This is a genomic window from Streptosporangium carneum (assembly GCF_027922005.1).
Taxonomy (GTDB): Bacteria; Actinomycetota; Actinomycetes; order Streptosporangiales; family Streptosporangiaceae; genus Streptosporangium; species Streptosporangium carneum.
On the sequence record NZ_BSEV01000013.1, the window covers coordinates 162,684 to 176,291 of the forward strand.

The window sequence follows — 13,608 nt, forward strand, 5'->3', positions numbered from 1 at the left end:
AACGCCATGGACCATGTGACCGAGCAGGAAGGCGCCGCCGCGACGACGCCCGCGTCCGGGGACGAGTACGGCGGGGCGGACGCCGTGGCGGCGCGCTCCGGCAGGAGAGGGCCGAGAGCACGCGGCCGGACCCTCAGGGGCGGCCTGGCCGCCGCGGCCGCCGGTCTGCTCGCTCTCGCCGCGTTCGCCTCCCCCGCGTCCGCCGCCCCCGGCTCCGAGTCGGCCTCCTCCGCCTCCTCCACGCCCGAGCCGGCTACCGCCGCCTCCCCGGCCCCCACGACGGCCCCTACGACGGCCCCCACGACGCCCCCTACGACGGTCCCCACGGCGGCGTCCCTGCCCGCGCCGACCGGTCCCCACACGGTCGGCGCCACGTTCCTGTACCTGAAGGACACCTCCCGCCCCGACCCCTGGGTCCCCGAGGTGAAGGCGCGGGAACTCATGGTCTCCCTGTGGTACCCGGCGAAGAAGCCGCAGGGCGGGCGGCGGGCGCCGTACATGACGCCGCAGGAGTCGGAGGCCCTGCTCAGGAGGGAGGGGGTGACCGGCGTGCCGTTCGACATCCTCAGCAGGACGCGGACCAACGCCTTCCTCGACGCGAAGCCGACGGGTCGCAGGCGCGGCCTGCCCCTGGTGGTGCTCTCCCCGGGCTACACCAAACCCAGGAGCACACTCACGGGCCTCGCCGAGGACCTGGCGAGCAGGGGCTACGTGGTGGTCGGAATCGACCACACGTACGAGAACTACGGCACCTCCTTCCCCGACGGGAGAGTCACCCCGTGTGCCGCGTGCGAGGTCGACGACGGACCGGACTTCGGCAGGAAGGCGGTGGAGGGCCGGGCGGCCGACGTCTCCTTCGTGCTCGACGAGCTGACCGGACGGCACCCGAAGTGGAGGGGCGCCTCCCTGATCGACCCCTCCAGGATCGGCATGTCGGGCCAGTCACTGGGGGGCGCGAGCGCCCTGGCCGCCCTGCTGAAGGACGACCGGATCCGCGCCGGGATCGACACGGACGGCACCACGTACGCCCCCATCCCGCCGAGCGGGCTGGCGAAGCCGTTCATGTTCTTCGGCTCGGAGGGGCACGGCCCGGGAGGGGCACCCTCATGGGAGCGCGACTGGAAGCTCCTGACCGGGTGGAAGCGCTGGCTCGTGCTGGCCGGGGCGGAGCACGCGTCCTTCACCGACCTCATCCTGCTGGCCGACCAGTTCGGCATCGAGCACAGGACCACGGTGCCCGGAGCCCGCTCCCTGGAGATCACCCGAAGGTACGTCCGCGCCTTCTTCGACCTGCACCTGAACGGCAGGCCGCAACCCCTGCTGGACGATCCCTCGGCCCGCTACCCCGAGGTCAAGCACTGCTCGACGGACACCAGGACCTGCGCGTAGGGTCACGATCCGGTCAGTCTTCACCGCCCGCCGCACCCGCCTGCCGCCCCTGATGATCCACGAGCGAAACGCGGCTTGTGCATTCAAGATTGCATGCATCTTGCATGCTATCGTGGTGGCGTGGGAATCATACAGATCAGGGACGTCCCTGACGAGACCGAGCGGACGTTGAAGGCGCGGGCCGAGCGCGAGGGCAAGTCGCTGGCGGCCTATGTGCGCGACCTGTTGAACGAGGAGGCGAGCACCCCGACGATGGACGAGGTGATGGCCAAGGTCGCAGCCGACGAGCCGGTGCCGTACGACCCCGACTTCGTTCGTGAAACGATGCGTGAGGGCCGCAGGTGAGCCTGGTCGTGGACGCCTCGATCGTTTTCCGCCTGCTGGCCAACGTGAAGGGCGACGATCTTCTTCGGCAACGGCTGGCCCGCAAGGTGCACGCTCCGGCGTTGATCGACGTGGAGATCGCTTCGGTGGTGCGGGGACATGTGATCACCAGTAAGCCGGAGGTGCGCATCTCCGAAGGGCGGGCCCAGGTCATGCTGGAGCGCTACGCCCAGCTGAAGATCGTCCGGCATCCGATGCTTCCCCTGCAGGCGCGGGTGCTGGAGTTGAGGAACAATCTCACCGCCTATGACGGCATGTACGTGGCACTCGCCGAACTGCTGGGGGTGCCACTTCTCACCGACGACGCCAAGTTCGCCGGCTCCACAGGGCATCGGGCCGAGATCCACCGTTACCCGCCACCACTGGTGTAGATCGTTCTACGATGCGCCGCGCGAGCGGAGGGCGCCCGCTTCGCGACCGCAGGCATCTGCTCGATCACGTGGGCCCGCGGGAGTGCTTTGTCTCGCGGGCCGTTCCACTGCTTTCGCCCTGCGGCGAGCCGTTTTCTGTCAGGCAGGGCCGAGCAGGTCCCAGCGGTTGCCGGCGATGTCGAGGAACACGGCGATCCGTCCGTAGGGCTCCTCGCGGGGCGGGGTCACGAACTCGACGCCCGCGGCCGTCATCCGCTCGTACGCGGCGTCGAAGTCGTCCACCCGGAGGAAGAACCCCACCCGCCCGGCGACCTGGTTCCCGACGGCCGTGGCCTGGTGTTCCCCGTCCGCGCGGGCGAGCAGGACGCCCGTCTCCGCGCCCGGCGGGCGGACGACGACCCATCGCTTCGGCCGGCCGTCGTTCGTCAGGGACGGTGAGTCCTCGACCAGGTCGAAGCCGAGGACGCCGACGAAGAACTCGACGGCCGGGTCGTAGTCGTCCACGACGATCGTGAACAGGTCGATTCGCACGACTCCCGAGCCTAGGCCTGTTTTGTGGATCTTTTCGCCTACTGCGGTCGCCCAGGCGGCGGCGTCAACCGGTCATGGCGTTCACAGCCGGGTGGACGGCTGCCTGGAGTGTCGTGTGTGGCCGTTATCCGGAGGACCGTTGAATCGGCGGCGCGCCGACCCCGGCGGACACGGCCGCGACCTACCCAGGAGAAGTGGCGATTTGGTGGGGATTCGACCAGTATCGCGGGTGTGATCTGGAACGTTGAGGAGTTCGTGGCGGCGGCGGGTGTGACCGTCGAGCAGCTGGCCGCCTACGTCGACGGCAGCCAGCGGGGCCTGCCGCCCGTCGTGGGGCGACGCCCGCCGGGCGAGCTGGCGGAGCGACTCGGACTCGCCCGGTGGATCCGCGAGGGCGGGATGACCCCGGAGGCCTACGCGGAGTTCCTGGCGACCTACCTGGACGAGGGCACCAGGTTCCACCACCCGGGCTACCTCGGCCACCAGATCGCCGCGCCCGACTTCCCCGCCGCGCTCGCCGACTTCGTCCACGGCGCCGCGAACAACCCGATGGCGGTCTACGAGATGGGGGCCGCCGCCGCGACCGTCGAGTTCGAGGTCCTGCGCTGGATGTTGGACAAGGTCGGGTACGGCGAGGCGGGCGGCGGCGTGCTCACCCACGGGGGCTCGCTGGCCAACCTCACGGCCCTGCTGGCCGCGCGGGCGGCGGCCGTACCGGACGCGTGGACCGACGGGGTGCCCGGCGACCTCGCCCTGCTCGCGCCCGAGTCGGCGCACTACTCGCTCACCCGCGCCGCCGCGATCCTCGGCCTGGGGGAGCGGGCGGTCATGCCGCTGGACGTCGACCCCCTCGGCCGCGTCGACGTCGCGCGGCTGCCCGCCGCCCTTGACCGGGTACGGCGGGCCGGACGCCGGCCGATGGCCCTGGTGGCCGCGGCCTGCGCGACGGCGACCGGGCTCTACGACGACCTGCGGGGGATCGGCGAGTTCTGCGCGGAGAACGGCCTCTGGTTCCACGTGGACGGCGCCCACGGGGCCTCGGCGCTGCTCGCCGAGGAGCACCGGGGGCTGCTCGACGGCGTCGAGCTCGCCGACTCGCTCATCTGGGACGCGCACAAGATGCTGCGGACCTCCAGCCTGGCGGCGGCCGTGCTGACCAGGCGCGAGGGCGACCTGGACGCCGCCTTCCGGCAGCGGGCGAGTTACCTGTTCTACGGTGACCAGGGCTTCGACCTGATCGGCAGGACCGTCGAGTGCAGCAAGGCGGAGCTGGGCCTGAAGGTCTTTCTCAACCTGGCCTGGCGCGGTGAGCGCGGCCTGGGCGACTACGTCGCAGGGCGGTACGCGGCCGCGCGCCGTCTGTGGGAGCTGGCGGGGGAGCGGCCGGGGTTCCGTCTCCCCTACGAGCCGGAGAGCAACATCGTCTGCTTCAGGTACGGCACCGGCGACCAGGCCGCGATCAGGGAGCGGCTGACGGAGGACGGCGCCTTCCACCTGTCGTCCGCCGAGGTGGGCGGCGTTCGCCATCTGCGCGTCAGTGTGATGGCGCCCGCGACGGACGACAAGACGCTGGAGGCGTTGCTCGACCGGATCTGCGAGATGGGGGGTGGGAGATCCGGCTCCGGCGTGTGACCCCGGCAGGGGAAGGACTCAGCGGGTCGTCAGATGGTGACGCAGACGTTGCCCGTCACGGGCTGGTTGTTGCCGTCGTAGAACTTCGCGCACCACAGGTGGCCCGGCCAGGCGATGGCCCACGGGTAGGAGTCGTACGGCTCTCCCCAGCCCCAGGACTTGGTGGGGCTGTTGTCCGACCAGCCGTACGGCCCGAAGAGGTTGAAGTGTCCGTACTTGGAGCCCTGGGCGCTCCACGCCTGCACGTGGTTGACCTGGCAGTTGTTGCCGTAGGGCACGTAGTAGACCCGGACGGTGATCCCGTCGTCGGTCTGCGACTTGGAGCCGGGGCAGCTGACCAGTGCCTTGGACGGCTTCGCCACCTGGGCCGCGGCGGGGGCGGCGAGAAGCGCGAGACCGGCGAAGGCAACCAGCAGACCGACGATGATTTTTCGCACAAGAACCTCATTTCCTTCTCCGAATGGGGATGTGTAGGTAAAAGTACTTGTCTCTTTTGTTGCTTATGAGCAGCAATAGCGACAAAAATCATCGTTTTCCTGCCAGGCATTCGATGGAATCGTCTCCACTTGTTTGTGCACTCCCATATTTTGGTTTGCGGCGTTTCCGCTTTTCGCTTTCCGTGACGCTCCGCCGATCTCCGCGCTCCGCGCCCCCGCTTCCCGGTCCCCGTCGGGCGCGGAGAGGCGACACTTGGCCGTTTCATCCTGATCACCGATGGGTTGCCCTGATATACCGTCGGGGCCATGAGCGAACTCGACAGCCGCCTGCGCGCGGTGTGCGATCTGGCCGTCGCCCAGATCCGGGAGATGGCCGGCAGGCACGAGTACGACGGCCAGGTTCAGGATCTCTCCCCCGCAGGGGTGCGGGCGGGCCTGGCCGCGCTCGGTGAGGGGCCGCTGCCCGAGGACCTCCACGACGCGGCGCACCTGCGGACCTTCGAGGAGGCCGCGCGGGTCCAGTTCGAAGAGCTGGAACTGCACAGGCGCAGCCCGCTCCTCCACCTGGAGAGCCTCGACCTCGCCACCTACGACCGCGAGTACGCCCCCGAGGCCGAGCGGGCCGCCGCCAAACGCGCCCATCTCTCCCTCTGGCCCGAGGCCGTGGACAACGCGATCGCCTCCCTCGACCGGCTCAGCGCCCCCGTCGCGACCGCGCTGCTCGGCGCCGTGCGCGGCCTGGCCTCCGGGGTGCCCGCCGACGCGGACGATTCGGTGCGCGAGGCGGCGCTGAAGGCCCACGCCCGTCTGGTCGAACACGTCGAGGAGGCCTCTCGCTCCGGTGACCCCGACGCCTCCCTCGGGGCGGAGGGGCTGGCCAGGCTGATGGGGACGGGAGAGGGGCTCACGGTCGACCTCGGGAGGCTCGCGGAGCGGGCGGACGCCGAGCGCGACCGGCTGCTGGCGATGCTCGCCGAGTCCTGTGACCGGCTCGGCTTCGAGGGCAGGGCGCCGCTGGACGTCGCCCGCGAGCTGGTCAAGGACCACCCCGGCGCCGACGGCGTGGTCGACGCCGCCAGGGCGGGCGCCGAGCGGGCGATCGCGTTCACCCGCGAGAAGGACCTGGTGCCCTACCACGACGGTGAGTGCCTGGTCGGCGTCGCGCCCGAGTCGCGCAGGTGGGCCATGGCGATGATGAGCTTCTCCGCGCCCGGCGAGCCCGACGGCCCCTCGTGGTACCACGTCACCCCGCCCGACCCCTCGTGGCCCGAGCGCGACATCGAGGAGTGGCTGGAGGTCTTCAGCGCGACCACGCTTCCGGCGATCAACGTGCACGAGGTCGCCCCGGGGCACTTCTCCCACGGCCGAGCCCTGCGCCACGCCCCCTCGGACGTCCGCCGCACACTGATGTCGCTGGCGTTCGCCGAGGGCTGGGCGCACTACGCGGAGGAGCTCTGCGTCGAGGAGGGCTTCGCCCCCGAGGACCCGCGCTTCGAGATCGGGGTCTGGCTCGAGGCGCTCATCCGGGTGACCAGGCTGGCCTGTGCCGTGGGCGTGCACACCGGCGCGATGACCGTCGAGGAGGGCGCCCGCCGCTTCGAGGCCGACACCCATCTCGCCGGTCCCGCGGCGCTGTCGGAGGCGGCGCGGGCCACCTTCGACCCGACCTACGGCCGCTACACCTGGGGAAAGCTGGAGATCGCCGACCTGCGCTACCGGGCCAGGGCCGAATGGGGCGCCGGATTCACCCTCAAACGCTTCCACACGGCCATGCTCGACCTCGGCTCCCCGCCCCTCGGCCTGCTCGGCAACGCCCTGAAAGGCTAGCCGTACTCGCCGACCCGGACCGAGCGGACGCCGGGGGAGAAGCTCGCGAAGGACTGCTCCCAGCGCTCGCCCGGCCACAGGTAGGTGACCCGGCCCTCGGCCGGACGGTAGGCGGCGGTGTAGAGCGTGCCCAGCCATCCGTCGTAGTCGGTCTGGTAGAGCGGCGGCCTGAGGAAGTCCTCGGCCGCCGCGGTACGGCGCAGCGCGACCAGCCGTTCCCCGGTGCGCGTGATCCTCTCCTGTTCAGCGGGGACGGGACGGTCCTGGTGGTTTGTCGTGCAGGTCTCCTCGGCGCGGGTCGCCTCGCGGTCGGGGCCGACGTGGACGGTCATCGCCTCGTTCCGGTCGACGAGGGTGAGGTTCTGCGGGTGGACGACCGGCAGGTCGCGAAGTCTGTCCCACGCCTCGGCGGCGGTGGCGCAGGTCTCCAGGAGATGGCGGACCACCAGCGGGCAGGCGAACCCGGGCCCGTGGACGGGGCGCCCCCCGAAGGTCAGGGAGACCGCCAGGCCCGCGTCGTTCATCCCGTCCAGCAGTCCCCAGAGCCCCTCAGCCATGCCGATCACGGGGCGCAGGAAGTGTGATCGGTGGATCGCCTCGGGGGACTCGTCGGGGTGCAGGTCGTAGTTGCGGACCAGCGCTCCGTCGATCACGGTCTGGCTGCAGCCGGTGAAGATCGGCTTGAAGATCGTGTGGGTGAGGACGGCCGCGCCGTACGGGTGGTCGAGGGAGTCGGCGAGCCGCTCCAGGACCGGGACGAGCTCGGGCATGTGCCGCCGGAAGGTCGCCAGCGCCGCCGCCGCGCCCTCGTCCGTCAGCGACTCCGGCGCGACCAGGCCGAAGACGCGCCGCCAATCGGCCCGCGCCCGAGCCGCCCACGCCTGTCCGCCGTCGCCGACGTCCACCGCGTGGAACGTCAGAGTCCTGACCATGAGAGCTCTCCCTCCGCCGATGCCCTCCCACCCGTCGCAGGGCCTGTTGTAGGGCCTGCCACGGTGTGAGGGTCAACGTCCGTCGCCGACGTTCGGCGGCGGCCCGAGGAGGAGGGCGGCCAGAAGGCCGGTCGGGCTCGGCCCGGGTCAGCGGTCGACGGCGGTGGCGCCGCCGTCGACGACGAGGTGGGCGCCGGTGACGAAGGACGCCTCGTCGCTCATCAGGAACCGCACGGCCGCCGCCACCTCCTCGGGACGGCCGAGGCGGCCGAGCGGAGACTTCCTCTCGAAGGAGCTCAGGAGGCCCGGGTCGCCGTCGACGGCGCCGGTGAGCATGGGGGTGTCGACGTAGCCGGGGCAGACCGCGTTCACCCGGATCGGCGTCAGCTCGTGCGCCATGGACCGGGTGAGGCCGAGCAGTCCCGCCTTGGAGGAGCAGTACGCCGGGACGAGGCCCTGTCCGACCAGGCCCTCGATCGACGAGACGCCCACGATCGCGGAGCCCTCGTGCCGCCGCAGGTCGTCCAGGAGGGCGCGGGTCAGCAGGGCGTGGGCGCGCAGGTTGACGTCGAGCACGGCGTCCCAGGCCGCCTCCGTGAGGTCGGCGACCGGGGCGGGGCCGACGACTCCCGCCGCGTGGACGAGGCCGCCGATCGAGCCGAGGACGTCGCGGGTCGTGGCGATCGCGGCGGGGAAGGCGGAGGCGTCGGTGACGTCGACGGCGACCGCGACCGAGGTCGCGCCGTTCATCGCCGCGAACGACGCGGTCTTCTTCGCGCCCGCCTCGTCGCGGTCCCAGATCGCGACGGGACGCCCGGTCTCGGCGAGGGCCAGTGCGCAGGCCCGTCCGATCCCGGACGCGCCGCCGGTGACGATGACTCCCGTGCCCGGCATGGCCCACCTCCGTGATGTGTGCTGTGCCTCACTCCGGTCCGCCGTCGTCCGCCGCCTGGTCGTCGCGGCAGGGGAGGGCGGGTCGGGCGAGCTCTTCTGCGGTCCGTGGGACCGTAGGCGGTCTGTCCCCGCTTTCGGCCGGTGAGTAACCGCGCGGGCAAGCGCCGATAGACTGGGAAAACCGCTGTGTTTCCTTTGGGGGTCTTGTGTCTGAGTTCGACACGGTCCTCGTCGTCGACTTCGGTGCGCAGTACGCGCAGCTGATCGCGCGACGGGTGCGTGAATGCCACGTCTACTCCGAGATCGTCCCGTCGACGATGCCGGTCGAGGAGATGATGGCCAAGAAGCCCAAGGCCATCATCCTGTCCGGCGGCCCCTCCTCGGTCTACGCCGAAGGCGCGCCCGTCGCGCCCCGGAGCCTGTTCGAGACCGGGGTGCCCACCTTCGGCATCTGCTACGGCTTCCAGGCCATGGCCCAGGCCCTCGGCGGCCAGGTGGCCAGGACCGGCGTCGCCGAGTACGGCGGCACCCGCCTCGAGGTGTCCCAGGAGGGCGTGCTCTTCGCCGGGCTGCCCGCCAGCCAGTCGGTCTGGATGTCCCACGGCGACAGCGTCGCCGCCGCCCCCGAGGGCTTCCTCGTCACGGCCGCCACCTCGGAGACGCCGGTCGCCGCGTTCGAGCACCCCGAGCTGGGTCTGTACGGCGTGCAGTTCCACCCCGAGGTCCTCCACTCGGAGCACGGCCAGGCCGTCCTGAAGCACTTCCTCGACGCGGCGGGCTGCCGTCCCTCGTGGACGATGCTCAACATCGTCGAGGACGCCGTCGAGGCGGTCCGCGCCCAGATCGGCCCCGAGGGCCGGGCCATCTGCGCACTGTCGGGCGGCGTCGACTCCGCGGTCGCCGCGGCCATGGTGCAGCGGGCCATCGGTGACCGTCTCACCTGCGTGTTCGTCGACCACGGACTGCTGCGCAAGGGGGAGGCCGAGCAGGTCGAGCGCGACTTCGTCGACGTCACCGGGGTCAAGCTCAGGGTGGTCGACGCCCAGGAGCGCTTCCTCAAGGCCCTTGACGGCGTCACCGACCCCGAGGAGAAGCGCAAGATCATCGGGCGCGAGTTCATCCGGGTCTTCGAGGACGAGCAGCGCGCCATCCTCGCCGACGGCCCGGTCGACTTCCTCGTCCAGGGCACGCTCTACCCCGACGTGGTCGAGTCCGGCGGCGGCACCGGAACCGCCAACATCAAGTCCCACCACAACGTCGGCGGGCTCCCCGACGACCTGCGGTTCACGCTGGTCGAGCCGCTCCGCGCGCTGTTCAAGGACGAGGTCCGCCGGGCGGGCGAGGAGCTCGGGCTGCCCGCCGCGATGGTCTGGCGTCAGCCGTTCCCCGGCCCGGGGCTCGGCATCCGCATCGTCGGCGCGGTCACCCGTGACCGTCTGGAGATCCTCCGCGAGGCCGACGCCATCGCCCGCGAGGAGCTCTCCCGGGCCGGTCTCGACCGTGAGATCTGGCAGTGCCCGGTGGTCCTGCTGGCCGACGTCCGCTCGGTCGGCGTCCAGGGCGACGGCCGCACCTACGGCCACCCGATCGTCCTGCGTCCCGTCTCCAGTGAGGACGCCATGACCGCCGACTGGTCCCGCGTCCCCTACGACGTGCTCGCCCGCATCTCCACCCGGATCACCAACGAGGTCCGCGAGGTCAACCGCGTCGTCCTCGACGTGACCAGCAAGCCCCCGGGCACCATCGAGTGGGAGTAGGAACGACGGCGCGGCCCCCGGAGATCCTCTCCGGGGGCCGCGCCTTTTTCGTGGACGCGGAGGCCCTCACCGGCTCGCGCGGAGACCGAGGTACTGCAGGGCGGCGAAGCCGCCGACGGTGACCGCCTGCATGACGACCCAGAAGGCGCCGACGACTGTGACGTCCAGGCCGCCCAGCGCCAGTTCGGCGACGCTCGCCACGGTCCACAGGGCGTTGACGGCGACGACCCCCAGGACGGCGGTCCGGTTGACGGTCGCGGGGCGGGCGAGCAGCCAGACCGCGACGCCGTAGACGGCGAGGAACGCGCCGACGCCCCGCTGGAGGGGGACGGACAGGCCGAGCAGGTCGTTGATCGGTTCCGCCAGCAGCAGGTAGGCCAGGCCGTTGCCGCCGGTGACGACGGCGTCCAGGCGCAGGGCCAGGCGCAGGAGCTTGCCGGTGCCGGTGGTGGGAGGGGTGGCGGGGGCGATGGAGGCCATGTCGAAGTCCTTTCCGATCTGCTGCTGTGAGGTGGTCGGCCCGCGACGGAGGTGAGCCGGGACGGGCCGGAGGGGCGGACGCGCCCCTCCGGGGGGCGACGGGGATCACGGGGCCGGACGGGGATCACGGGGGCCGGTGGCCGGGGGGCGGAACCCGGAGGGATCAGGCGGCGGGCACCCGGTCGAGGAAGCCGTGGACGGTCCTGATGCGCCCGTCCTCGGTCAGCGCCGCGACGTCGAAGCCGACCACGATCGCCTCGCCGCCCTCGGGGCCCAGGTTCCAGGTGAAGCGGACCAGGTCGTGGTGGGCGTCGACGCCGTCGCCCAGGGTGAAGACCAGCCCGGGGAACTGCCCCTGGACGGCGGCGACGGTCGCGTCGATCGCGTCGCGTCCGGTCACGTCGACGAGGGGGTCGACGTAGCGGGCGTCCTCGGTCCAGATGTCGTCGATCTCCGCGCGGCGCTCGGCGGCGTCGGTGATGTTCCAGGTGGCGATGTAGCGCTCGACCAGCTTGACGGTGTCGCCCATGTCGTGTGCCTCCTCGGTGCCTGCGGTGTTTTCCGCTGTCGTTCTCGCAGGTCAAACGCTACGGAGATCCACGGCTGGAGGAATCAGTCATCCACCGGTACTTCCGGGGCTCCCTATCCGTCTCTTCGGGCGCCACCGGCTTCCGCCGACCGTCGGCGATCCGCGTGCGCGGTCCCCGGCATCGGAAGGCCTGGCCTGACGCCCGCCCGCCAGGACGGAGGCCGGACCATAGGGATTGGGAGTGGGAGTTGTAAAGATTGGGGTTCTTTGTAGGGGTTAATCCGGTTTAGGAGGGAATGGGTGGGTACCTTGGGGCGGGTGTCGAATCCCGCCGCTGTCCCCCTGCCCTCTCGAACCGCGCCCGGCGCGCGGCTGGCCTGGCTGGACGCACTCCGCGGGCTCGGCGCCGTCGCGGTGTTGCTGGAACACCTGCTGCCCTGGTTCCTGCCCGTGCTCCGACCATACTGGTTCAACCTCGGAATGTACGGCGTCATGGTGTTCTTTCTGGTGAGCGGTTACATCATCCCGGTGTCGCTGGAGAGTCGCGGGGACGTCCGCGCCTTCTGGATCGGCAGGGCGTTCCGGCTCTACCCGATCTACCTGGTCGTCGTGGCCCTCGTCCTGGTCATGGGATTCTGGCTGCCGGTCCGCGAACAGGTGCCCCGCGACCTGTCGGCCGTCGCGGGGCACGTCACGATGCTGCTGGACGTCGTGCACATGGGCGGCGTGACCGACACGATGTGGACGCTCTCCTACGAGATGGTCTTCTACCTGCTGGTGACCGCGCTGTTCGTGCGCGGGCTGCACCGGGGGAGCGGGGTCCTCGCCGTGGGCTTCGGCGTCGTGGCGGTCGTGGCGGGCCTGGTGCTGTACGGGCCGTCGGTCACGGGATCATGGCCCGCCCACGTGTCGGGGGCGCTGTTCTGCGTGGGCATGGTCTGCCTGATCAGCGGCCGGTTCAGGACCCTCGCCGCCTGCGTTCTCGGGGTGATGGCCGTCGTGCTCACGGTCTTCGCCGGGTTCACGCCGTGGATGGGGGCGGCGATCCTGGCGGTGATGTTCATCGGGACCGCGATCCGCCGCTGGGAGCAGGGCGAGGGCGGGCTCCTGCCGGTTCTCGTCGCGACCGTGCTCGTGGCGCTCGCGCCGGTGTGGTCGATCCAGGCGGACTGGTGGTGGGCCGAGCCCGGTGTGTGGCTCACCACGACGGCGCTCGCGGGGGCGACGTTCGCCGGGGCCATGGCCCTGCGCGAACGTCGCCTTCCCCGCTTCCTCGTCTGGCTCGGACTGGTCAGCTACTCGCTCTACCTCCTGCACCATCCGCTGCTGAAGCTCGTCTTCGCCGTCGTCGGCGACGTGCGGTTCATGCCGCTCGCGACGCAGGTGACGCTGTCGGCGGCCGTCGTGGCGGTGACGCTGGGCCTGAGCTGGCTCAGTCACCGCTACGTCGAGCTGCCCATGCAGCGGCTGGGCAGGAGGCTGGCTCAGAGGCCGTCCGCCGGAGACTCCGCCGCGCCGGGCCCGTCCTCCGAGGTCGGCGTGTCCGCGGAGAGCCTCTCGAGGTCGGCGTCCGCGGGGTAGATGTCGCCGGGCTCCAGCTTCCCGGCACCGCGCAGGGAGGAGACCGACACGATGTGGTAGCCCTGCTTCTGCAGCGCGGCGATCAGCTTGGGCATCACCTTGACGGTCTGCTCCACCCAGTCGTGCATGAGGATGACCCCGTCACGCTTGGCGTTCTTGAGCACCTCGTCGTAGATGGCCTTCTCGTTCTTGGTCGCCCAGTCGCGGGAGCCGCCGTTCCACAGCACGATCGGCAGGCGCATCTCCTTGGCGATCGCCTGGACCCGCTGGTCCAGCTCGCCGTACGGCGGGCGCAGCATCGTCGGCGTCTTGCCGGTGGCCTGCTTGACGATCTCCTGGGTCCGGGTCAGCTCCTCGCGGATCCTGTCCTCGTCCAGGTCGCGCAGGTGAGGGTGGGTGTAGCTGTGGTTGCCCAGCTCGTGGCCCTCCTGGGCCATCCGCTTGGCGAAGGCGGGCCTGGACTTCACGTACTGGCCCTCGAGGAAGAACGTGGCCTTCGACTTGGTCTTCTTGAGAGTGTCGAGCAGCTTGTCGGCGTACTTGCCGGGGCCGTCGTCGAACGTCAGCGCGATGCACTTGACCTTCGTGCAGTCCACCGAGTTGGTCTTGTCCGCTTTCGGCTTTTCAGCACTCCACGCTGCGGTGGGCGCGGACAGCAGGGCCGCCGTACACGAGGCGGCCAGGAGCAGTCGGGCGGGAGACTTCATGAGGGAGCTTCCGGGTCGAGTGATTTTTAGGAGAATTGGCATCCTATCGAGGCCGTACGGCTCTCCTGGGGCGCAAGTGTCACGATGTCCTGTGAAAAGCGGACACATGCGGATCCGGCATGGCAGGCGGGAGCCTGGCGTGACCGTATGACACTGC

14 protein-coding genes are annotated in these 13,608 nt (G+C 70.9%); 7 read left to right on the forward strand and 7 right to left on the reverse strand.

Annotation, left to right across the window (positions count from 1 at the left end):
* Nucleotides 1–6: 6 nt before the first annotated feature.
* From PKF00_RS26060 to PKF00_RS26070, 3 genes are all read left to right on the forward strand, one after another.
* The gene (locus PKF00_RS26060) at nt 7–1,389 is read left to right on the forward strand and encodes an alpha/beta hydrolase family protein (RefSeq protein ID WP_271220263.1); all 1,383 of its coding nucleotides are present in this window, start codon (nt 7–9) and stop codon (nt 1,387–1,389) included.
* A 120-nt stretch (nt 1,390–1,509) separates the two neighbouring features.
* Nucleotides 1,510–1,734: a FitA-like ribbon-helix-helix domain-containing protein gene (locus PKF00_RS26065; RefSeq protein WP_271220264.1), complete on the forward strand. Its 225-nt coding sequence runs from the start codon at nt 1,510–1,512 to the stop codon at nt 1,732–1,734.
* Complete coding sequence (locus tag PKF00_RS26070) at nt 1,731–2,144, forward strand: type II toxin-antitoxin system VapC family toxin (protein ID WP_271220265.1); 414 nt, start codon at nt 1,731–1,733, stop codon at nt 2,142–2,144. Before PKF00_RS26065 ends, PKF00_RS26070 begins: the two co-directional genes overlap by 4 nt.
* A 138-nt stretch (nt 2,145–2,282) precedes the next feature.
* Here PKF00_RS26070 and PKF00_RS26075 read toward each other — a convergent pair whose 3' ends face one another.
* Nucleotides 2,283–2,675 (reverse strand): VOC family protein, encoded by a 393-nt coding sequence (locus PKF00_RS26075; protein ID WP_271220266.1) that lies wholly within the window; start codon nt 2,673–2,675, stop codon nt 2,283–2,285.
* A 231-nt stretch (nt 2,676–2,906) separates the two neighbouring features.
* Here PKF00_RS26075 and PKF00_RS26080 point away from each other — a divergent pair, with 231 nt between their 5' ends.
* Nucleotides 2,907–4,307, forward strand: coding sequence for a pyridoxal phosphate-dependent decarboxylase family protein (locus PKF00_RS26080; protein WP_271220267.1), 1,401 nt, complete (start codon nt 2,907–2,909; stop codon nt 4,305–4,307).
* Nucleotides 4,308–4,336: 29 nt separating this feature from the next.
* Here PKF00_RS26080 and PKF00_RS26085 read toward each other — a convergent pair whose 3' ends face one another.
* Entirely contained in the window at nt 4,337–4,744 is a 408-nt protein-coding gene (locus PKF00_RS26085; protein ID WP_271220268.1) for a hypothetical protein, read from the reverse strand.
* Between the two features lie 306 nt (nt 4,745–5,050).
* Here PKF00_RS26085 and PKF00_RS26090 point away from each other — a divergent pair, with 306 nt between their 5' ends.
* On the forward strand, nt 5,051–6,571 hold the full coding sequence (locus PKF00_RS26090; RefSeq protein ID WP_271220269.1) for a DUF885 family protein: 1,521 nt from the start codon (nt 5,051–5,053) through the stop codon (nt 6,569–6,571).
* Here PKF00_RS26090 and PKF00_RS26095 read toward each other — a convergent pair.
* Nucleotides 6,568–7,503 carry a C45 family autoproteolytic acyltransferase/hydrolase gene (locus PKF00_RS26095; RefSeq protein ID WP_271220270.1) on the reverse strand — a complete coding sequence of 312 codons (936 nt, stop codon included), beginning with the start codon at nt 7,501–7,503 and terminating at the stop codon, nt 6,568–6,570. The genes PKF00_RS26090 and PKF00_RS26095 overlap by 4 nt on opposite strands.
* A 147-nt stretch (nt 7,504–7,650) precedes the next feature.
* The gene (locus PKF00_RS26100; protein ID WP_271220271.1) at nt 7,651–8,397 is read right to left on the reverse strand and encodes an SDR family NAD(P)-dependent oxidoreductase; all 747 of its coding nucleotides are present in this window, start codon (nt 8,395–8,397) and stop codon (nt 7,651–7,653) included.
* A gap of 167 nt (nt 8,398–8,564) precedes the next feature.
* Here PKF00_RS26100 and guaA point away from each other — a divergent pair, with 167 nt between their 5' ends.
* Nucleotides 8,565–10,154 (forward strand): glutamine-hydrolyzing GMP synthase, encoded by a 1,590-nt coding sequence (guaA, locus tag PKF00_RS26105; RefSeq protein WP_425582355.1) that lies wholly within the window; start codon nt 8,565–8,567, stop codon nt 10,152–10,154.
* Nucleotides 10,155–10,220: 66 nt separating this feature from the next.
* Here guaA and PKF00_RS26110 read toward each other — a convergent pair whose 3' ends face one another.
* Together PKF00_RS26110 and PKF00_RS26115 are read right to left on the reverse strand one after the other, a co-directional pair.
* Nucleotides 10,221–10,634 carry a hypothetical protein gene (locus tag PKF00_RS26110; protein ID WP_271220273.1) on the reverse strand — a complete coding sequence of 138 codons (414 nt, stop codon included), beginning with the start codon at nt 10,632–10,634 and terminating at the stop codon, nt 10,221–10,223.
* Nucleotides 10,635–10,797: 163 nt separating this feature from the next.
* Nucleotides 10,798–11,163 carry a nuclear transport factor 2 family protein gene (locus PKF00_RS26115; protein ID WP_271220274.1) on the reverse strand — a complete coding sequence of 122 codons (366 nt, stop codon included), beginning with the start codon at nt 11,161–11,163 and terminating at the stop codon, nt 10,798–10,800.
* Nucleotides 11,164–11,481: 318 nt separating this feature from the next.
* On the opposite strand from PKF00_RS26115, the gene PKF00_RS26120 reads away from it, so the two are divergent.
* Entirely contained in the window at nt 11,482–12,744 is a 1,263-nt protein-coding gene (locus tag PKF00_RS26120; RefSeq protein WP_271220275.1) for an acyltransferase family protein, read from the forward strand.
* On the opposite strand, the gene PKF00_RS26125 is transcribed toward PKF00_RS26120, so the two are convergent.
* Complete coding sequence (locus PKF00_RS26125; RefSeq protein WP_271220276.1) at nt 12,648–13,451, reverse strand: polysaccharide deacetylase family protein; 804 nt, start codon at nt 13,449–13,451, stop codon at nt 12,648–12,650. The two genes, PKF00_RS26120 and PKF00_RS26125, sit on opposite strands and share 97 nt — an antisense overlap.
* Nucleotides 13,452–13,608 lie beyond the last annotated feature (157 nt).